The sequence below is a fragment of the Cupriavidus cauae genome, from assembly GCF_008632125.1.
In the GTDB taxonomy this organism is placed as follows: Bacteria; Pseudomonadota; Gammaproteobacteria; order Burkholderiales; family Burkholderiaceae; genus Cupriavidus; species Cupriavidus cauae.
Map to the genome: position 1 here is coordinate 47,939 of NZ_VWRN01000034.1, position 18,595 is coordinate 66,533.

Consider the following 18,595-nt stretch of genomic DNA (forward strand, 5'->3'; position numbering starts at 1 on the left):
GCTCGCTTTCGGTTTCGCGTCTGGCTTACTTGCCTGCGGCCGCGGCCACCACCTTCTGGGCCGCTTCTTCCATGGTGTCGGCGGAGATGATCGGCAGGCCCGACTCGGCCAGCATCTTCTTGCCGAGGTCTTCGTTGGTGCCCTTCATGCGGACCACCAGCGGCACGCCGAGCTGCACCGCCTTCGAGGCCGAGATCACGCCTTCGGCGATCACGTCGCAGCGCATGATGCCGCCGAAGATGTTGACCAGGATGGCCTGCACGTTCGGGTTCTTCAGCATCAGCTTGAAGGCCTCGGTCACCTTCTCGGTGGTGGCGCCGCCGCCCACGTCGAGGAAGTTGGCCGGCTCGCCGCCGAACAGCTTGATGGTGTCCATGGTGGCCATCGCCAGGCCGGCGCCGTTGACCAGGCAGCCGATATTGCCGTCGAGCGAGATGTAGGCCAAGTCGAACTTCGAGGCTTCGATTTCAGCCGGATCTTCTTCGTCCAGGTCGCGGTAGGCGACGATTTCCGGGTGGCGGAACAGCGCGTTCGAGTCGAAGTTGAACTTGGCGTCGAGCGCGATCACCTTGCCGTCGCCGGTCAGGATCATCGGGTTGATTTCGGCCAGCGAGGCGTCGGTGTCCCAGAACGCCTTGTACAGGCCCTGCAGCGCCTGGCGGGCTTGCGACAGGCTGGCGTCGGGCACGCCGATCTTGCGGGCGATGTCGTCGGCGTCCTTGTCGGTCAGGCCGATCGACGGCTCGATGATCAGCGTGTGGATCTTCTCGGGGGTCTGCGCGGCGACTTCCTCGATGTCCATGCCGCCTTCGCTCGAGGCCATCAGCGCGACCTTCTGCGACACGCGGTCCACCACCAGGCTGACGTACAGTTCCTTCTTGATGTCAGCGCCTTCTTCGATCAGCAGGCGGTTGACCTTCTTGCCTTCCGGACCGGTCTGGTGCGTGACCAGCTGCATGCCCAGGATGTTGCTGGCGTAGGTCTTGACCTCGTCCAGGCTCTTGGCCACCTTGACGCCGCCACCCTTGCCGCGGCCGCCGGCGTGAATCTGCGCCTTGACGACCCACACCGGGCCGCCAAGCTGTTCGGCCGCCTTCAGCGCTTCTTCGACCGAGAATGCGGGGATACCGCGGGGAACCGGCACATTGTATTTGCGCAGGATTTCCTTGCCTTGGTACTCATGGATATTCATGCGTGTTTCCTTTCGGGTAGGCGTAAATGGGTAGAAAAGCCGGGTAGTAAAGCGTGGTGATGAAGCGGGAGAGGTCGAGATCTCGTGGGGATCCCGGAACCTCACCCGGAGGTTCCGGTGGACCGGTGCGGGGCGCCGCCGTCGTCGTCGGCAATCGCCTGCGGGGCCTGCGGTGACTGCGGCGGCGAGGCCGGCGGCGCATCGGCCCGGGCTCTCGGTTTCGGCTGGTGTCCGTACCAGCGCGGATAAAACTGGCGAACCACCTCCCCTTCGAAGTGCAGCGCATGGCAGCCATGCAGCTGGTAGGGCGGTTCGGGATTGCTGTCGTCGCTGGCGCCGTCGCGAATCTTGAAGACGTCGCCAGCAAAGGCCTGGATTGCCGTCGTCGGCAGGATCCCGGCCAGTTCGGTCAGATGGGTGCAGCCGGCCACCCCGCCCAGGCGCTCGCGCACGGCCTTGCGGAAGCCCTTCATCAGGTTCAGGCCGATCAGCTGGCGGTAGGCCGGGCCGATGGTGTCGCAGTGGCCGGGATAGGGAACCCAGTCGGAGCAGGCCTCGGCGTCGACCACGTTCATGCGCAGGTCGATGGTCACGCGCAGCCACAGGTCGTGCAGCGGCTGGCCGATCGGACGGACGCCGCCGCCGGCGAGCGGAATGTCGCGGGGCTTGGTGTCGGTGAGCCGGGCCTCGATGTCCCACAGGCCGTCTTCGCGGAGATACGCCTCGGCCGTGATGGCGCGACGATGACGCAGGGCGCGATTGACGGGGGCGGAAAGCGGCATGGCACCAGGCTGTGACAAGGGAAGGCGCGGCGGAACCGGCCTGAAGACGATTTGCTGCGGGCGCACGAATTCGCGCCGCGCTTGCGGAAAACTCGTGGAGTTTAACATGCCGGACCGCATTGGCCGGGAATACCCGGATGTGCGCAATGTCGAGCCCGATTGTCGGCGCGGATGATCGGACTGACCGGGCGGACTACGGCGGCGGACTACGGCGTCGCACTACCGCGTCGGACTGACGCGCCGGACTAACGCGTCGGACTGCCGCGTCGGACTACCGCGGCGGCCGCATCACATCCTGCACGCCTGCCGCTCCGGCACGCCGTTCCATCGGTCTTTCACTCGCCCTCCTCGTCCGGCGGCCGCTCGGCATCGCGGATCACCCGGCTGATCGCCGCCTGGGAGAAGCCGCGCGCGGTCAGGAAGCGCAGCTGTTTGGCCTTCTCCTCCGGCGTGGCCGGCGCGACGCCGAAGCGCTTGCGCCAGACCTCGCGCGCCCGCTCGAGCTCGGTGGCACGCAACTGCTGCTGCAGGTCGGCCAGCTGCTCGCCGTCGAGCTGGTGAGTGCGGGCCTCCTGCATGACGCGGGAAGCGCCATAGCGGCTGGCGCGCCGGTGCACCAGGCTCTCGGCAAAGCGGGCATTGGACAGCCAGTTCTCGCGCTCCAGCGTATCGAGCAGGCGCTCCAGTTCCTCCGGCGACTCGGCATGCGGCGCCAGCTTGCGCGCCAGTTCCGCGCGGCTATGCTCGCGGCGCGACAGATAGCCGACCGCGCGCGCTTTCAGGGACAGCGGAGGACGAGGCATGGGGTTGGGAGGGAACGGCGGAGCGGCGGGGCAAGGACGGCAGCCGGGACGGGACGCCCTCTCCCGCTGGGCGAAAGGGGTGGAGGGCGAGCGAACGCGGCGCTTGCAGGCCCGGCGGAGCCGGACCCACAGCGCCGCAAACCCGGCTTACTCTGCCGCCAGCGCCGGCGTACCGTTCATCGGCACCACGCCGAGGGCGGCGCGGACCTTGTTCTCGATTTCGTCGGCGATATCGGGATTCTCGCGCAGGAATTCGCGCGCATTGTCCTTGCCCTGGCCGATCTTCTCGCCGTTGTAGCTGTACCAGGCACCCGACTTCTCGACGATCTTGGCGTCCACGCCGAGGTCGATGATTTCGCCCTGGCGCGAGATGCCCTGGCCGTACAGGATGTCGAAGAAGGCCTCGCGGAACGGCGGCGACACCTTGTTCTTGACCACCTTGACCTTGGTCTCGTTGCCGATCACGTCGTCGCCCTTCTTGATCGAGCCGATGCGGCGGATGTCGAGGCGGACCGAGGCGTAGAACTTCAGCGCATTGCCGCCGGTCGTGGTTTCCGGCGAGCCGAACATCACGCCGATCTTCATGCGGATCTGGTTGATGAAGATCACCAGGCAATTGGTGCGCTTGATGGTGCCGGTCAGCTTGCGCAGCGCCTGGCTCATCAGGCGGGCCTGCAGGCCCGGCAGCGCGTCGCCCATCTCGCCTTCGATTTCGGCCCGGGGCACCAGCGCCGCCACCGAGTCGATCACGATCAGGTCGACCGAGCCCGAGCGCACCAGCGCGTCGGTGATTTCGAGCGCCTGCTCGCCGGTGTCCGGCTGCGAGATCAGCAGATCGCTGACGCTGACGCCCAGCTTGCTGGCGTAATTGACGTCCAGCGCATGCTCCGCGTCGATGAACGCGCAGGTGCCGCCCAGCTTCTGCATCTCGGCGACCACCTGCAGCGTCAGCGTGGTCTTGCCCGACGATTCCGGGCCGTAGATCTCGACGACCCGGCCGCGCGGCAGGCCGCCGACGCCCAGCGCGATGTCCAGGCCCAGCGAGCCGGTCGACACCACCTGGATGTCCTGCTCGACCTCGCCGTCGCCCATCCGCATGATCGAGCCCTTGCCGAACTGCTTCTCGATCTGGGCCAGCGCGGCGGCCAGCGCCTTCTGCTTCTCGGCGCTCACGCCAGCTGCCTTCTTGCCGTCATCCATGGTCGTCCTTCCGTCAATGGTGTATAAATAGGCCGCATGCGGCGCGCCGCCTGCTATTCGATGCCGATATTGTGCGGCACCTCGTTACGCAGACCCACGCGCCCGACCCGCGCCACCCCGGCGTCTGCATCGTCGGAGCGCGCTGCGGCAACGCATTCTAGAGGCGGAGCATGGCAGCCGTGAATCAGCATCGGCTCAAAAATGCAGCCGGGTTGGACCACGGCACCGCCCGGCTGACCGGCGCCCTCTGTGACGCGTGGCCCCGGTTGCGATCCAGCCCCATGCGCTCGCCTGGAATCAGCGGGTACTGTATAAAAAAACAGTATGCTTGGCAAGCCCCATTTCATCCCATAGTGCGCATGACGATCGGGAGGACAGGGGAAACAGGGCGGCCCGCGCGGGCCGGCGCCCGCCTGCCAAGCCAGGGGAGACCACCATGCGCATTCTGATTGCCGAAGACGACGACGTGCTGGCCGACGGCCTGACCCGTTCCCTGCGCCATTCCGGCTATGCGGTCGATCATGTGGCCAACGGCATGGAAGCCGATTCGGCGCTGTCCACGCAGGCCTACGACCTGGTCATTCTCGATCTGGGGCTGCCCCGCATGCCGGGGCTCGAAGTCCTGAAGCGGCTGCGCGCCCGCGGCGCGATGGTGCCGGTGCTGATCCTGACCGCCGCCGACAGCGTCGACGAGCGGGTCAAGGGCCTGGACCTGGGCGCCGACGACTACATGGCCAAGCCCTTCGCGCTGTCGGAACTGGAGGCGCGCGTGCGCGCGCTGGTACGGCGCGGCACCGGCGGCGGCGCCACGCTGATGCGGCACGGTCCGCTCGCATTCGACCAGGTCGGCCGCATCGCCTATCTGAACGACCAGATGCTGGACCTGTCCGCGCGCGAGGTGGGCCTGCTCGAGATCCTGCTGACGCGCTCGGGGCGGCTGGTGTCGAAGGAGCAGCTGGTCGACCACCTGTGCGAATGGGGCGAGGAAGTCAGCAACAACGCGATCGAGGTCTACGTGCACCGGCTGCGCAAGAAGATCGAGGTCGGCGGCATCCGCATCGCCACCGTGCGCGGCCTCGGCTATTGCCTGGAGAAATTCCAGCCGGCCCCGGCCGCGGCGCATTCCTGATCCCACCGACCGCAGCGGCGCCCGGGCTTTCCCTTCGAACCTGCCCGGCGCGCCTCCGCCCTCCGCCCCTATCTCCCACGCCCTTCGCATGTATCCGCTGCGCCTGCCCTGGAAACGCCCGTCGCCGGCGCTCGGCGACACGCGCCGCCGCCGCGCCGCCGCGGCGGCCACCGCCGAGGACGAGGTCAGCGACGAGATGCTGGCCGACGCCCTGCCCCATCTGGAGGACGACGCCGGGCACGCGTCGCCGCGCTCGCTGTTCGGCGAGATCCTCGACTGGATGCTGGCGCCGCTGCTGCTGCTGTGGCCGCTGAGCATCGCGGTGACCTACCTGGTCGCCAAGTCGATCGCCAACGGCCCCTACGACCGCGCACTGGAATCGAGCGCGATCGTGCTGTCGCAGCAGGTGCGCGAGGTCAATGGCGGCGTGACGCTGCAGCTGCCGCTGTCCGCGCGGGAGATCCTGCGCGCCGACGAGACCGACGCGGTCTACTACCAGGTGGTCGGCACGCGCGGCGAGCTGGTGGCGGGCGATCGCGATTTGCCGCTGCCCGTCGAGGAAGACCGCGGCCACGCCGGGCTGGTGTCGCTGCGCGACGACCAGGTGGCCGGCAACGACGTGCGCGTGGCGTATACCTATGTCGAGATGCCGGCGGTGCCCGGCGGCCATCCGGTGCTGGTGCAGGTCGCCGAGACGCTGGACAAGCGCGCGCGCCTGGCCAACGAGATCATCAAGGGCGTGATCCTGCCGCAGTTCGTGATCCTGCCGCTGGCGGTGCTGCTGGTGTGGTTCGGCCTGTCGCGCGGGCTGGCGCCGCTGACCGCGATCCAGCAGCGCATTCGCGCGCGCAATCCGGGCGACACCAGTCCGATCGACGAACAGGCCGCGCCGCAGGAAATCACGCCGCTGGTGGCCTCGTTCAACGAACTGCTCGAGCGGCTCGATCAATCGGTGCAGACGCAGAAGCGCTTCATCGCCGATGCCGCGCACCAGATGAAGACGCCGCTGGCCGGGCTGCGCATGCAGGCCGAACTGGCCCAGCGCGAGCAGTCGCCCGAGGAACTGCGCAAGTCGCTGGCGCAGATCGCCGGCAGCTCGCAGCGCACCGCGCATCTGGTCACGCAGCTGCTGTCGCTGGCGCGCATGGAGAACTTCGCCGGCAGCGGCAACATGGCGCCGCTGGACCTGGCCGCGCTGGCGCGCGAGGTGGTCAAGGACTGGCTGCCGCAGGCCTGGGCCAAGCGCATCGACCTGGGCCTCGATGCGTCCGACCATCCGGTGATGGTCCAGGGCAACCGCCTGATGCTGACCGAGATGCTGAACAACCTGCTCGATAACGCGATCCGCTACACGCCGCCGGGAGGCCACGCGACCGTTCGCGTCAGCGCCGATCCGTTCGAACCGTTCGCCTATCTGGACGTGGAGGACACCGGGCCGGGCATTCCGCCGGCCGAGCGGCCGCGCGTGATGGAGCGCTTCTATCGCGTGCTGGGCACCAGCACCGAGGGCAGCGGCCTGGGGCTGGCGATCGTGCGCGAGATCGTGCAGCAGCATGGCGGCGACGTCGCCATCGAGGACCACGTCTACCAGCAGCAGCCGCGCCTGGCCGGTGCGCGGCTGCGCGTGACGCTGCGCCGTCCGGCGTCCGCGGAGGCGGCATGAACGCGCCCGATCCGGTACGCCTTGCCCGCCAGCAGCGCGCCGCAGCCGCCTGGCGCACCAACCTGCGCTGGACCGCGGTGCTGCTCGCACTGTGGTTTGCCGGCACGTTCGGCGTCAGCTGGTTCGCGCGCGAGCTGCGCTTCGACTTCTTCGGCTGGCCCTTCTCGTTCTGGGCCGGCGCGCAAGGGCTGCTGATCCTGTACGTGCTGATGGCCGCCGCCTATGCCTGGCGCATGAACCGGGCCGATCGCGAGATCGGCGAGCCGGCGGACGAGCCGAGGGACCAGTCGAGAGACCAGTCGGGATACGAGCCGAGCAACGATGCCGGGCACGCCGACGACGGCGATGCCGCACGGCACCGCTGAACGCCGCGAACGCGCTCGTCGCCCTGCGGGCCGTTCTGCCGGCCGCCCTGCGCACCGCCCCTGCGCACCGCCCCGCAGCGCCCCCCAGCACCCCCCCAGCACCCCCGCAGCACCCCCGCAGCATCGCCTGCAGTACCGCCTGCAGTACCGCCTGCAACACTGCTCGCCGCGTGCTCGGGACCTGCAGCGTCCCGCATCGCAGCATCGCTCCCCCCCCACGAAAGGCGGGTGCCCGCACCGCGCGACGCTAGCGTATACCCCGAGCAATATCGGCCCCCGCGCACCCTCCGCTGTCAGAACGCCGTAAGTTTCGCCTCCCAGAATCCACACACATTCGACGGCCCGCGCCGGAACGCGGCGTGTCCGCCTGCCTTGCGCGGCCGTGCGAAGGACCCCTGAACAGTAGGAGGAGACAAAATGGCTAATGCCCCGAATGTCGCGGTGCCCGGAGGCAGCGCGCAGAACACCCCGATGACGGCCGAGGAGAGGAAAGTCATCATCGCGTCGTCGCTCGGCACGGTATTCGAGTGGTACGACTTTTATCTGTACGGTTCGCTGGCGGCGATCATCGCCAAGCAGTTCTTCGCCGGCCTGGATCCGACCTCGGCCTTCATCTTCGCGCTGCTCGCCTTTGCCGCCGGCTTCATCGTGCGGCCGTTCGGGGCGCTGGTGTTCGGCCGCCTCGGCGACATGATCGGACGTAAATACACGTTCCTCGTGACGATCCTGATCATGGGCGTGTCGACCTTCATCGTCGGCCTGCTGCCCAGCTATGCCACCATCGGCTGGGCCGCGCCGATCATCCTGATCGCGTTGCGAATGCTGCAGGGCCTCGCGCTCGGCGGCGAGTACGGCGGTGCGGCGACCTACGTCGCCGAACACGCGCCGCACGGCAAGCGCGGTTCGTACACCTCGTGGATCCAGACCACCGCGACGATGGGCCTGTTCATGTCGCTGATCGTGATCCTGGTGTGCCGTCAGCTGACCGGCCCGGATTTCGAGGTCTGGGGCTGGCGCATTCCGTTCCTGCTGTCGATCGTGCTGCTCGGCGTCTCGGTCTACATCCGGCTGTCGATGGCGGAATCGCCGGCGTTCCAGCGCATGAAGTCGGAGGGCAAGACCTCGAAGGCGCCGCTGACCGAATCGTTCGCGCAATGGCGCAACCTGAAGATCGTGATCCTGGCGCTGGTGGGCCTGACCGCCGGCCAGGCCGTCGTCTGGTACACGGGCCAGTTCTATGCGCTGTTCTTCCTGACGCAGGTGCTGAAGGTCGACGCCAAGACCGCCAACCTGCTGATTGCCGGCGCGCTGGTGATCGGCACGCCGTTCTTCGTGTTCTTCGGCGCGCTGTCGGACAAGATCGGCCGCAAGTGGATCATCATGGCCGGCTGCGCGCTGGCGATGCTGACCTACTTCCCGCTGTTCAAGGCGCTGACGCACTACGCCAACCCGGCGCTGGAGCGCGCTCAGCAGTCGGCCCAGATCGTCGTCACCGCCGATCCGAAGCAGTGCTCGTTCCAGGGCAGCCCGATCGCCCGCGAGATCGACTTCCGCAGCTCCTGCGACATCGCCAAGCGCACGCTGGCGCAGTCGTCGGCCAGCTACGAAGTCGTCGAGGCGCCGGCCGGGACCACCGCGACCGTCAAGATCGGCGATCGCGAGATCCAGTCCTTCAACGCGTCGCTGGTGCCGCAGGGCCATAGCTTCGAGCCGGAGAGCAAGGCCAGGATCGACGCCTTCAAGAAGGAGGTCGCCGGGGCGATGTCCGCGGCCGGCTACCCGACCAAGGCCGACCCCGCCGAGATGAACACGGTGATGGTGCTGGTGATACTGGTGATCCTGGTGATCTACGTGACCATGGTCTACGGTCCGATCGCCGCGATGCTGGTCGAGCTGTTCCCGACCCGCATCCGCTACACCTCGATGTCCCTGCCCTACCACATCGGCAACGGCTGGTTCGGCGGCATGCTGCCCACCATCTCGTTCGCCCTGGTCGCGCAGAACGGCAACATCTACTACGGCCTGTGGTACCCGATCGTGATCGCCGGCATCACGCTGGTGATCGGCTCACTGTTCATCCGCGAGACCAAGGACGTGGATATCTACGCGAACGACTGATATCCGCATCGCGCCACGCCGGCTCCCGTGCCGGCGGCGAAACGGAGACGAAACCGGCGGTCCGGGAGGGCCGCCGGTTTTTTTGTGGGATAGCTGCATCCGCCGCCACCGCGGCCGGCAGAACCGAATGCAAGGGCCCGTACAAAAGTGTTGACAGCGATCCAACGGCCCGTATAATGGCGGTCTTCGTCGGCGAATTAGCTCAGTCGGTTAGAGCGACGGAATCATAATCCGCAGGTCCGGGGTTCGAGTCCCTGATTCGCCACCAGTATTTCGAAGGGGTCAGCGCAAGCTGGCCCCTTTTTGTTTTGGTGCCGCGGGAGTTGCGCCACGGGTTTGGTGGCGCCGCGGCTTGCCGCCGTGCCGGCGCCGCGACGCGGGGGCGGATCGGAAGCCGATCCATCGCCCCCTTCCCAGCCCCCCTTCCCAGCCCTCCTTCCCAGCCCCTCCTTCCCGCCCCCTTCCCCAAGCCCGCTCAGCTCCTGCAGTAAGCCCGCGCCATCGTCTTGACCTCGTGCGCCAGCGCGCGCCGCAGCGAGACCGGCTCGAGCACCTCGGCCTGCGGACCGAACGAGCGCAGCCAGCGCACCAGCCAGTCGGCCATCTCCACCGTGCAGCGGACCACCAGCGAACCGTCCGGGCCGATCTCCTCGGTCTGATCGGGCGAGATCGGCGCATCGCGCACGATATCGCCGCAGCCCTTGGCGAAGCGGACCGCCAGCTTGATATTGCCGTCCGCGTGCAGGCCGAATTCGGCCGCCTCTTCCACATAGTCGGCCAGCGAGAAATGGTCCGGGTAAATGAAGCGCTCTTTCAGCGCGTGCGCCGCATGGACCCGGTCCAGCCGCAGGCATTGGGGCGCGGGGTCCTCGTCTTCCAGGCCCACCAGGTAGACCATGCCGGCCTTCTCGACCACGCCCAGCGGCATCAGCACGCGCTTGCGCTCGGGCTCGAAGCGCGGCCGATACACGACCTCCAGGTTGCGCTCCTCGAATACCGCGGTCAGTACCGGCAGCAGCACGGTCTCGCGCAGCCGCGGCGGCACCAGCGGCGAGCTGCGTTCGACCACCGACAGCTTGCGATGCCAGGCGATCCGGCCGGCGCAGCCTTCGCGGCCACGCCGCCGCAGCTTCGACTCGGCGGCATCGAACAACGGCCGCAGCAGGGTCGCCATCACCGAAGTGATCTGGCGGCCGGCGAACCGCTTCAGCACCTGCAGGGCGAGCGCCTCTTCGTCGCTGAGCCAGGTATCGGCGTTGGCCAGCACCTTGCCGGCACATTCGGCGCGGCGCCACATCAGGCCGCGCCCTTCCGCGCGGCACTCGGCCGAGCCGTCGGCGACCAGCAGCACCAGCCGCTGCTGCAGCACCTCGGCGGGCGGCTCGGCCACCTCCAGGGCGGCCAGGCCGCGTGCCACGTCCTGGGTGCTCATCCAGCGCCGGGGACCGCCGTCGTCAAGCAGGACGGAAAGAATGGAAACGTCGAGTTGCGAATCGAACTGGTGGGCCATAAAGCGCAATGAAAGGTTGGTCTGCGTGGGGAGAGCGAAGCCTATCAAGCGGGGCGTCCGGAAATGAAGGAAATGGACAAGGAACGACGGTTCCCGGCACGCACTTCGGCCCTCCGAATCGAAAGTGCGAGCAACAGCCTATGCGATGCGCGCCGGCACGCGGAGTGAGCAGCGCCCACGCCGGGCCCGCACAAGCATGCGCATTGTTAAAAACTTTGAATAACTGATACGAGGCGGTCGTGCGTTGCCTCCGGGAGGTGAGCCTATTCTTCTCCCATCGGCTCACGACATCCCCGAGCAAAACGATTCTCAAAAATTCAACAACTGGAGAAAATCATGAAGATCACGACCGCCCGCCTGGTTCTCAGCGCTGCCATCGCCGGTACCGCCCTGCTGTCGCTGAACAGCGTGTTCGCCGCGCCGGTGCGCGGGTCGCATGCCGGCGACGACTATGGCTATACCTTCCGCGCGGTGGACCGCTTCACCGAGGGCGCGCGCGCCTTCGACGTCTACGCGGAGGGCGCCCGCACGCACGACGTCTTCAGCGAGGGCGCGCGCTCCCGTGCCGACTATCCGGCGCCGATCGGCGAATGAAGGACGGGATGAAGGAAGGAATGAAGGAGCAAGCGATGAGCCTTCGAGACAATGCACTGATCGTCGCGGCGTGGATCGGCGCCTGCCTGGCCAGTGGCTGGCTGGTCACCTTTACGGGGCTGCTGCTGTCGCAATAAGTGCCGAGACGGGCATGAAGGTAGGCCAAGTGCCGAGTTTTTGACCGGAATCATGGCGAGATCGCCGCCTAGCTGCCATCATGAATTCAGCCAGGCAAGGCGCCGCCGAACCGCCTGGCCGTCGACAACGCCTGCAAGGCCCGTGATAGGAGAACCCTCGCCATGACCCATATCGTGCTCGCCACTGACGGCTCCGCCTTCAGCGACGCCGCCGCCCGCTTTATCGTCGAAGGGAAGCTGCTGCAGGGCGAAGTGACCGTGCATGTGGTGCACGTCGCCCCGGAGGTCACCGGACAGGTGCGCGCCTTCGTCAGCAAGGACGCGATCGACGACTGGCATCGTGAAGAGAGCGAGAAGGCGATGCGCTCGGTGTGCGACATCCTGGGCGCCGCGCAGCTGCGCGTGGAAAAGCATGCGCTGAGCGGCTTTCCGCCGGACCGGATCGTGGCGCTGGCCAAATCGGTGAACGCCGATGCGATCGTGATCGGCACCCATGGCCGCGGATCGTTCTTCGATGCGGTGCTCGGCTCGGTCGCGGGCCGCGTGGTGGCGCACGCGTCGTGCCCGGTCATCCTGGTGAAGGCACCGGACAAGGCCTGACGGCCCGACGCGGGGCCATTCAAAGGTAGAAGTGGGAGTAAGACCGGGCGCTGCCGCGGCGCCCGGGACAATTGCCCGGTCAGCTGTTCAGCTGGACCACAGCGGCGGCTCGTCCATCAGCGCGATCTGCTCGCGCAATTCGAGGATGCGGTCCTGCCAGTAGCGCGCCGTGCCGAACCACGGAAACGCCGCCGGAAACGCGGGATCGTTCCAGCGGCTCGCCAGCCAGGCGCTGTAGTGCAGCAGTCGCAGCGTACGCAACGCCTCGACCAGATGGAGCTCGCGCGTCGAGAATTCGGCGAAATCCTCGTAGCCGGCCACGATATCGGCCAGCTGGCTCTGCATCGAGGCGCGGTCGCCCTCCAGCAGCATCCACAGATCCTGTACCGCCGGGCCGGTCCGGCTGTCGTCGAAATCGACGAAATGCGGACCCGTGCTGCCACCGCGGGCCTGATCCGCTTCGATCCACAGCAGATTGCCGCGATGGCAGTCGCCATGCAGCCGCAGCAGCGCCACGTCGCCGGCGCGCTCGTAGCAGCGCCGCACGCCCTCGATGGCGAGATCGGCGGCGGCCTGCCAGGCCGGCCGCAGATCGGCGGGAATGCAATCCTGTGCCAGCAGCCAGTCGCGCGGCGCCACGCCGAAGGTCTCGACATCGAGCGCGGGCCGGTGGACATAGGGCTGAGTCGCGCCGACGGCGTGGATGCGGCCGATGAAACGGCCAAGCCAGGTCAGCGTATCGGCCCGGTTGAGCTCGGGCTCGCGGCCGCCACAGCGCGGGAACACGGCGAAGCGGAAGCCGCCATGCGACAGCAGCGTACTGCCGCCGCAATCGAGCGGCGGCACGGCCGGGATCTCGGCCTCGGCAAGCTGCCGCACGAAGGCATGTTCCTCGAGGATGGCGGCATCGCTCCAGCGCCCCGGCCGGTAGAACTTCATCACCATCGGCGCGCCGTCCTCGACGCCCACCTGCCAGACTCGATTCTCGTAGCTGTTCAGCGCCAGCAGCCGGCCGTCCGGCATGAAGCCGGCCGCCTCGAGCGCATCGAGGATCAGGTCGGGTGTCAGCCCCGCGAACGGAATGTCCGGCGAGGCGGCGGGATCGGGCGACGTCACCATGGCTAAGCGCTAGCTTAGGACACCGCGCGCGTCAGGACCCCTGCCGCGAGCGCTGTCCGCCGAGCAGCGCGGCCTGCGGGCCGGGCCGGCGGTTGCGCGAGGGACCATTCGACTCGGACGCCGCGCGCGGTGCCGACTGCGAACGCTCGCCGTTGCCGGCCTGGCGGGCACCGCCCTTGGGCTGCCCGCTGGGTTGACCGCTGCGCTGACCGCCGGGCTTGCCATTGCGTTGGGGCGCGGCGCCGGCCTCCTGCGGCTGGCGGGCGGGACGCGGCTGGCGCGGCGGCCGGGCTTCCGCCCGGCGCTCGCCCGAGGGCGCGCCGGCAGCGGGCCTGCCGCCACCATTGCCACCACCATTGCCCCCGCCATTCCCCTGCGGACGTCCCCGTCCTCCACCGCCATTCTGGCCGCGCGCCTGGCGGCCCTTCTGGATCGGCTCGGGGGCGATGGTCGGATCCGGTTCGAAGCCCGGCAGCACGATCTGCTCGAGCTGGCGCTTGATCAGGCGCTCGATGTCGCGCAGCAGGCCATGCTCGTCGACGCAGACCAGCGACACCGCCTCGCCCTCGGCGCCGGCACGGCCGGTACGGCCGATCCGGTGCACATAGTCTTCCGGCACGTTGGGCAGGTCGAAGTTGACCACATGGGGCAGCTGATCGATATCGATGCCGCGCGCGGCGATGTCGGTCGCCACCAGCAGCCGCAGCGTGCCGGCCTTGAACTCGGACAGCGCGCGCGTGCGCGCCGACTGGCTCTTGTTGCCGTGGATCGCCAGCGCCGACAGGCCTTCCTTGCTCAGTTGCTCGGCCAGCCGGTTGGCGCCGTGCTTGGTGCGGGTGAAGACCAGCACCTGATGCCAGTCGTGCTCGCGCACCAGGTGCGCCAGCAGTTCGCGCTTGCGCTCGCGATCGACCGCGTAGACGCGCTGCGCCACGGTCTCGGCCGTGGTGTTGCGGCGCGCGACCTCGATCGAGGCCGGATTGTCGAGCAGGCGGTCGGCCAGCGCGCGGATCTCGTCGGAGAACGTCGCGGAGAACAGCAGGTTCTGCCGCTTGGGCGGCAGCACGTTCAGGATCTTGCGGATGTCATGGATGAAGCCCATGTCCAGCATGCGGTCGGCCTCGTCCAGCACCAGCATCTCGACATGCGACAGATCGATGGTGCGCTGGCCCACGTGGTCCAGCAGACGACCCGGCGTGGCCACCACGATATCGACGCCGCGCTTGAGCTGGTCGATCTGCGGATGGATGCCGACGCCGCCGAACATCACCATCGAACGCAGGCGCAGGTACTTGCCGTAGTTGCGCACGCTCTCTTCGACCTGCGCGGCCAGTTCGCGCGTCGGCGTCAGCACCAGCGCGCGGATGCGGGGCCGCTCGCCGCGCGCGGGCGGCTCGGCCCGCGACAGCAGCTGCAGCATCGGCAAGGTGAAACCGGCGGTCTTGCCGGTACCGGTCTGGGCGCCGGCGAGCAGGTCGCCGCCCTTCAGGATCGCGGGAATGGCTTGTGCCTGGATCGGCGTGGGCGTGGTATAGCCCTGCTCCGCCACGGCGCGTACAAGCTTGTCAGACAAGCCTAGTTCGGAAAAAGACATGGAATTCGTTTCGGCCGCCCCTTGCGCACGGATGCGCCAATCGTCGGGGCCGGCATGGATAGTGGCGACTGGCCGGCTGCCGCCGTCACCGCCTGCTTGGGCGGGGCGAAGGGCGCCGGGGAAGCGGAACGACTGCCTCCGCTTCCAGGTTCGGAAGGCCCGTAGTGTATCAGCCCCGGCGCATTCGCACCGGACGCCCCATGTGCCGAGCGGGTAGAATAGCGGGCTGTCCCGCCTGCCCCGTCCCCGCCTGCCTGTCCGCCTGTCCACCCGCCTGGCGCCGGCCCCCGCGGCGGGCCGCGCGGCAGGCCATGTAACGCCCCCTGAAGCATCCGATGCCCCCAGGTCAACCACTGAGATCGGCACCATGAATCCACGTCCCCAAGACACCCAGGCCGCCCCGGCCCAGCCCGCCGCCGCCCCTGCCGCGCCCACGAAAAAGGTCTTCGTCAAGACCTATGGCTGCCAGATGAACGAGTACGACTCCGACAAGATGGTCGACGTACTGCACGCCAGCCAGGGCCTGGAAAAGACCGACAACCCCGAAGACGCCGACGTGATCCTGTTCAACACCTGCTCGGTACGCGAGAAGGCGCAGGAAAAGGTGTTCTCCGAACTGGGACGGATGAAGGCGCTGAAGGCCGCCAAACCCGACCTGGTGATCGGCGTCGGCGGCTGCGTGGCCAGCCAGGAAGGCGCGGCCATCGTCTCGCGCGCGCCGTATGTCGACGTCGTGTTCGGCCCGCAGACGCTGCACCGGCTGCCCGAGATGATCGCGCGCCGCCGCCAGAGCGGCCATTCGCAGGTCGATATCTCCTTCCCCGAGATCGAGAAGTTCGACCATCTGCCGCCCGCGCGCGTCGAAGGCCCGAGCGCCTTCGTGTCGATCATGGAAGGCTGCTCGAAGTACTGCAGCTACTGCGTGGTGCCCTATACCCGCGGCGAGGAAGTGTCGCGCCCCTTCGACGACGTGCTGGCCGAGATCGCGGGGCTGGCCGACCAGGGCGTGCGCGAGGTCACGCTGCTGGGGCAGAACGTCAACGCCTACCGCGGCCGCATGGGCGACACCAGCGAGATCGCCGACTTCGCGCTGCTGATCGAATATGTGGCCGAGATCCCGGGCATCGAGCGGATCCGCTACACCACCAGCCACCCGAAGGAATTCACCGCGCGGCTGATCGACGTCTATGCACGCGTGCCCAAGCTGGTCGACCACCTGCACCTGCCGGTGCAGCACGCCTCGGACCGCATCCTGATGGCGATGAAGCGCGGCTACAGCGTGCTCGAATACAAGAGCATCATCCGCAAGCTGCGCGCGATCCGGCCGACCATGTCGATGTCGTCGGACTTCATCGTCGGTTTCCCCGGCGAGACCGATGCCGATTTCGACAAGCTGATGGCGATGGTCGAGGAGATCGGCTACGACACCTCGTTCTCGTTCATCTTCAGCCCGCGGCCCGGCACGCCCGCTGCCAACCTGCACGACGACACGCCGCACGAGGTCAAGCTGCGCCGCCTGCAACGGCTGCAGGCGACCATCGAGGAAAACGTGCAGCGCATCAGCCGCGGCATGGTCGGCACGGTGCAGCGCATCCTGGTCGAGGGCCCGGCGCGCAAGGACCCGACCGAGCTGCACGGCCGCACCGAGAACAACCGCGTGGTCAACTTCGCGCTGCCCGGCGTGCCGCAGGCCAGCCGCGACCGGCTGATCGGGCAGATGGTCGAGGTGACCATCACCGAGGCCTTCCCGCATTCGCTGCGCGGCGAGATCGTGGTGCGCCAGTAGTGCAAGGAGTGCCAGGAGTGCCGGTAGTGGGACGATCGAAGGCACGATCGCCGGGCCGCGAGTCCGCCGAGGACCGCGGCCGGCACGTGGCCATCGCACGCCCAACGACGAACAAGAACGGAGCGCTCTCCCGATGAAAATTCCTTCCGCTGAATTCGTGGCGCCCAAGGACGACAACGCCCGCCTGCAGAACCTGTGCGGGCCGCTGGACGAAAACCTGCGCCAGGTCGAACAGGCGCTGGACGTCACGATCCAGCGGCGCGGCCACAAGATGACGGTGCGCGGCGCCAATGCCAACGAGGCCGCCGCCGCGCTGGAGCGCTTCTACAACCAGGCCCGCACCCCGCTGTCGATCGACGACGTGCAGCTGGGCCTGATCGAGACGCGTCAGTACGCGGCGCATGTCGCGGGCCCGCCGGGGGCGGAGAACGACGCCGGCGGCGACGCCGACGACGAATCGCCGGTGCTGCATACCCGCCGTACCGGCCTGGTCGGCCGCACCGCCGCGCAGCGCGACTACCTGCGCAATATCGTCTCGCACGACCTGACCATGGGCATCGGCCCGGCCGGCACCGGCAAGACCTATCTGGCGGTAGCCTGCGCGGTCGATGCGCTCGAGCGCGACGCGGTCAAGCGCATCGTGCTGACCCGGCCCGCGGTCGAGGCCGGCGAGCGGCTGGGCTTCCTGCCCGGCGACCTGGCGCAGAAGGTCGATCCGTACCTGCGCCCGCTGTACGACGCGCTGTACGACCTGCTCGGCTTCGACCGCACGCAGAAGATGTTCGAGCGCCAGATGATCGAGATCGCGCCGCTCGCCTATATGCGCGGCCGCACGCTGAACCATGCCTTCATCATCCTGGACGAGGCGCAGAACACCACGCCGGAGCAGATGAAGATGTTCCTGACGCGGATCGGCTTCGGCTCCAAGGCGGTGATCACCGGCGACACCACGCAGATCGATCTGCCGCGCGGCCAGAAGAGCGGCCTGATCGAAGCGCAGCACGTGCTGCGCGACGTGCGCGGTGTCGCCGCGACGCGCTTTACCAGCATCGACGTGGTGCGCCATCCGCTGGTGGCGCGCATCGTCGAGGCCTACGACGAATACCACGCCCAGCACAAGGACACCTGATTTGACCAGCAAGAACCCAGCGCCCAGCCTGATCCTGTTCGACGGCGAAGGCCGGGCCCGCAAGAGCGCCGCGCACGCGCTGCGCGTGCAGCTGCCCGACGGCCGCAGCCTGACCGTCGACCTGTCGCAAGCCGCCGACGGCGTGGTGTCGCTGCTGGCCGAGCACAGCGACCCGCGCCAGCGCGCGGGCCTGCTCGCCCGCCCCGACAGCCACGATGCGCTGGCGGTGGCGGTCACCGCCACGCCGCAGCTGACCACCACCGGCACGCCGGCCACGCCGCCCGAACTGACGCTGGACGTGCAGTACGGCGACGGCATCCGCGGCCGCCGCGGCCTGCCGCCGCGCGCGCGGGTGCAGACCTGGCTGCGCTCGGCGCTGTTCGCCGATGCCCAGCTGACGGTGCGCTTCGTCGACGAGGACGAGGGCCGCGCGCTGAACCGGGGCTTCCGCGGCAAGGACTACGCGACCAATGTGCTGACCTTCGCCTATGCCGAGCACGACGACGACCCGGTCAGCGCCGACATCGTGCTGTGCTGCCCGGTGGTCGAGCGCGAGGCGCGCGAACAGGGCAAGCCGCTCGAGGCGCACTACGCGCATCTGCTGGTGCACGGCGCGCTGCACGCCCAGGGCTACGAGCACGAGGACGACGCCGAGGCCGAGGAGATGGAGGCCATCGAGACCGAGACGCTGCTCGCGCTGGGCTTTGCCGACCCGTACCGCGACGACCGCGGCCCGCGCCTGGGGCACTGAGTCCCGGGGCCGGACCGGGCCCGGCCCGGCCCGATATTCGGCCCGAGATCCGGCCTGAGGTCCGGGCCGAAATTCGGACCGAGCCCGCCTACCAAAACCTTGCGCCCGCGCCCCGCACGGGGC

At 68.3% G+C, this 18,595-nt stretch carries 16 protein-coding genes and 1 tRNA gene; 10 read left to right on the forward strand and 7 right to left on the reverse strand.

The window, feature by feature from the left end:
• Positions 1-25: 25 nt before the first annotated feature.
• From sucC to recA, 4 genes are all read right to left on the reverse strand, one after another.
• Positions 26-1,192, reverse strand: coding sequence for an ADP-forming succinate--CoA ligase subunit beta (gene sucC, locus F1599_RS12485; RefSeq protein ID WP_149316813.1), 1,167 nt, complete (start codon positions 1,190-1,192; stop codon positions 26-28).
• Between the two features lie 101 nt (positions 1,193-1,293).
• On the reverse strand, positions 1,294-1,974 hold the full coding sequence (locus tag F1599_RS12490; protein ID WP_149316812.1) for a DUF2889 domain-containing protein: 681 nt from the start codon (positions 1,972-1,974) through the stop codon (positions 1,294-1,296).
• A 335-nt stretch (positions 1,975-2,309) separates the two neighbouring features.
• Positions 2,310-2,777: a recombination regulator RecX gene (gene recX, locus F1599_RS12495; RefSeq protein ID WP_149316811.1), complete on the reverse strand. Its 468-nt coding sequence runs from the start codon at positions 2,775-2,777 to the stop codon at positions 2,310-2,312.
• Positions 2,778-2,924: 147 nt separating this feature from the next.
• The gene (gene recA / locus F1599_RS12500; protein ID WP_149316810.1) at positions 2,925-3,977 is read right to left on the reverse strand and encodes a recombinase RecA; all 1,053 of its coding nucleotides are present in this window, start codon (positions 3,975-3,977) and stop codon (positions 2,925-2,927) included.
• Between the two features lie 436 nt (positions 3,978-4,413).
• Here recA and F1599_RS12505 point away from each other — a divergent pair, with 436 nt between their 5' ends.
• The 5 genes from F1599_RS12505 (at position 4,414) to F1599_RS12525 (ending at position 9,520) form a co-directional block, all read left to right on the forward strand.
• Positions 4,414-5,106 (forward strand): response regulator, encoded by a 693-nt coding sequence (locus tag F1599_RS12505; protein WP_149316809.1) that lies wholly within the window; start codon positions 4,414-4,416, stop codon positions 5,104-5,106.
• Positions 5,107-5,194: 88 nt separating this feature from the next.
• Positions 5,195-6,769 carry a sensor histidine kinase gene (locus F1599_RS12510; protein ID WP_150083307.1) on the forward strand — a complete coding sequence of 525 codons (1,575 nt, stop codon included), beginning with the start codon at positions 5,195-5,197 and terminating at the stop codon, positions 6,767-6,769.
• Complete coding sequence (locus F1599_RS12515) at positions 6,766-7,134, forward strand: DUF4212 domain-containing protein (protein WP_149316807.1); 369 nt, start codon at positions 6,766-6,768, stop codon at positions 7,132-7,134. Before F1599_RS12510 ends, F1599_RS12515 begins: the two co-directional genes overlap by 4 nt.
• A gap of 417 nt (positions 7,135-7,551) precedes the next feature.
• Positions 7,552-9,252: an MFS transporter gene (locus F1599_RS12520; RefSeq protein ID WP_149316806.1), complete on the forward strand. Its 1,701-nt coding sequence runs from the start codon at positions 7,552-7,554 to the stop codon at positions 9,250-9,252.
• Between the two features lie 191 nt (positions 9,253-9,443).
• Positions 9,444-9,520: transfer RNA gene (locus F1599_RS12525), tRNA-Met, on the forward strand.
• Between the two features lie 207 nt (positions 9,521-9,727).
• Here the strand turns inward: F1599_RS12525 and F1599_RS12530 are convergent.
• Positions 9,728-10,684 carry a helix-turn-helix transcriptional regulator gene (locus F1599_RS12530; protein ID WP_190286348.1) on the reverse strand — a complete coding sequence of 319 codons (957 nt, stop codon included), beginning with the start codon at positions 10,682-10,684 and terminating at the stop codon, positions 9,728-9,730.
• A 414-nt stretch (positions 10,685-11,098) separates the two neighbouring features.
• Between F1599_RS12530 and F1599_RS12535 the strand changes: the two genes are divergently transcribed.
• Both F1599_RS12535 and F1599_RS12540 read left to right on the forward strand, forming a co-directional pair.
• On the forward strand, positions 11,099-11,356 hold the full coding sequence (locus tag F1599_RS12535) for a hypothetical protein (protein WP_150083309.1): 258 nt from the start codon (positions 11,099-11,101) through the stop codon (positions 11,354-11,356).
• Positions 11,357-11,655: 299 nt separating this feature from the next.
• A complete protein-coding gene (locus tag F1599_RS12540) occupies positions 11,656-12,093 on the forward strand; it encodes a universal stress protein (protein ID WP_150083310.1) in 438 nt (145 codons plus the stop codon).
• 87 nt (positions 12,094-12,180) lie between these two features.
• Here the strand turns inward: F1599_RS12540 and F1599_RS12545 are convergent, their stop codons facing one another.
• Both F1599_RS12545 and F1599_RS12550 read right to left on the reverse strand, forming a co-directional pair.
• Entirely contained in the window at positions 12,181-13,212 is a 1,032-nt protein-coding gene (locus tag F1599_RS12545) for a serine/threonine protein kinase (RefSeq protein ID WP_149316802.1), read from the reverse strand.
• A gap of 31 nt (positions 13,213-13,243) precedes the next feature.
• Positions 13,244-14,806, reverse strand: a complete 1,563-nt coding sequence (locus F1599_RS12550; RefSeq protein ID WP_150083311.1) for a DEAD/DEAH box helicase — start codon at positions 14,804-14,806, stop codon at positions 13,244-13,246.
• Between the two features lie 469 nt (positions 14,807-15,275).
• Here F1599_RS12550 and miaB point away from each other — a divergent pair, with 469 nt between their 5' ends.
• From miaB to ybeY, 3 genes are all read left to right on the forward strand, one after another.
• A complete protein-coding gene (gene miaB / locus F1599_RS12555) occupies positions 15,276-16,592 on the forward strand; it encodes a tRNA (N6-isopentenyl adenosine(37)-C2)-methylthiotransferase MiaB (RefSeq protein WP_262484850.1) in 1,317 nt (438 codons plus the stop codon).
• Positions 16,593-16,725: 133 nt separating this feature from the next.
• Entirely contained in the window at positions 16,726-17,721 is a 996-nt protein-coding gene (locus F1599_RS12560) for a PhoH family protein (protein ID WP_149316799.1), read from the forward strand.
• Between the two features lies 1 nt (position 17,722).
• Positions 17,723-18,472, forward strand: coding sequence for an rRNA maturation RNase YbeY (ybeY, locus tag F1599_RS12565; protein WP_150083312.1), 750 nt, complete (start codon positions 17,723-17,725; stop codon positions 18,470-18,472).
• The last annotated feature ends 123 nt before the right edge of the window (positions 18,473-18,595 follow it).

What these genes read in the sequence shown, in the direction of transcription:
- F1599_RS12515 (WP_149316807.1), top strand. Translation starts at nt 6,766, where the DNA reads ATGAACGCGCCCGATCCGGTACGCCTTGCCCGCCAGCAGCGCGCCGCA.
- F1599_RS12535 (WP_150083309.1), top strand. Translation starts at nt 11,099, where the DNA reads ATGAAGATCACGACCGCCCGCCTGGTTCTCAGCGCTGCCATCGCCGGT.
- F1599_RS12545 (WP_149316802.1), bottom strand. Translation starts at nt 13,212, where the DNA reads ATGGTGACGTCGCCCGATCCCGCCGCCTCGCCGGACATTCCGTTCGCG.
- recA (WP_149316810.1), bottom strand. Translation starts at nt 3,977, where the DNA reads ATGGATGACGGCAAGAAGGCAGCTGGCGTGAGCGCCGAGAAGCAGAAG.
- sucC (WP_149316813.1), bottom strand. Translation starts at nt 1,192, where the DNA reads ATGAATATCCATGAGTACCAAGGCAAGGAAATCCTGCGCAAATACAAT.
- F1599_RS12520 (WP_149316806.1), top strand. Translation starts at nt 7,552, where the DNA reads ATGGCTAATGCCCCGAATGTCGCGGTGCCCGGAGGCAGCGCGCAGAAC.
- recX (WP_149316811.1), bottom strand. Translation starts at nt 2,777, where the DNA reads ATGCCTCGTCCTCCGCTGTCCCTGAAAGCGCGCGCGGTCGGCTATCTG.
- F1599_RS12490 (WP_149316812.1), bottom strand. Translation starts at nt 1,974, where the DNA reads ATGCCGCTTTCCGCCCCCGTCAATCGCGCCCTGCGTCATCGTCGCGCC.
- F1599_RS12530 (WP_190286348.1), bottom strand. Translation starts at nt 10,684, where the DNA reads ATGAGCACCCAGGACGTGGCACGCGGCCTGGCCGCCCTGGAGGTGGCC.
- F1599_RS12540 (WP_150083310.1), top strand. Translation starts at nt 11,656, where the DNA reads ATGACCCATATCGTGCTCGCCACTGACGGCTCCGCCTTCAGCGACGCC.
- F1599_RS12505 (WP_149316809.1), top strand. Translation starts at nt 4,414, where the DNA reads ATGCGCATTCTGATTGCCGAAGACGACGACGTGCTGGCCGACGGCCTG.
- F1599_RS12510 (WP_150083307.1), top strand. Translation starts at nt 5,195, where the DNA reads ATGTATCCGCTGCGCCTGCCCTGGAAACGCCCGTCGCCGGCGCTCGGC.
- F1599_RS12550 (WP_150083311.1), bottom strand. Translation starts at nt 14,806, where the DNA reads ATGTCTTTTTCCGAACTAGGCTTGTCTGACAAGCTTGTACGCGCCGTG.
- miaB (WP_262484850.1), top strand. Translation starts at nt 15,276, where the DNA reads ATGAACGAGTACGACTCCGACAAGATGGTCGACGTACTGCACGCCAGC.
- F1599_RS12560 (WP_149316799.1), top strand. Translation starts at nt 16,726, where the DNA reads ATGAAAATTCCTTCCGCTGAATTCGTGGCGCCCAAGGACGACAACGCC.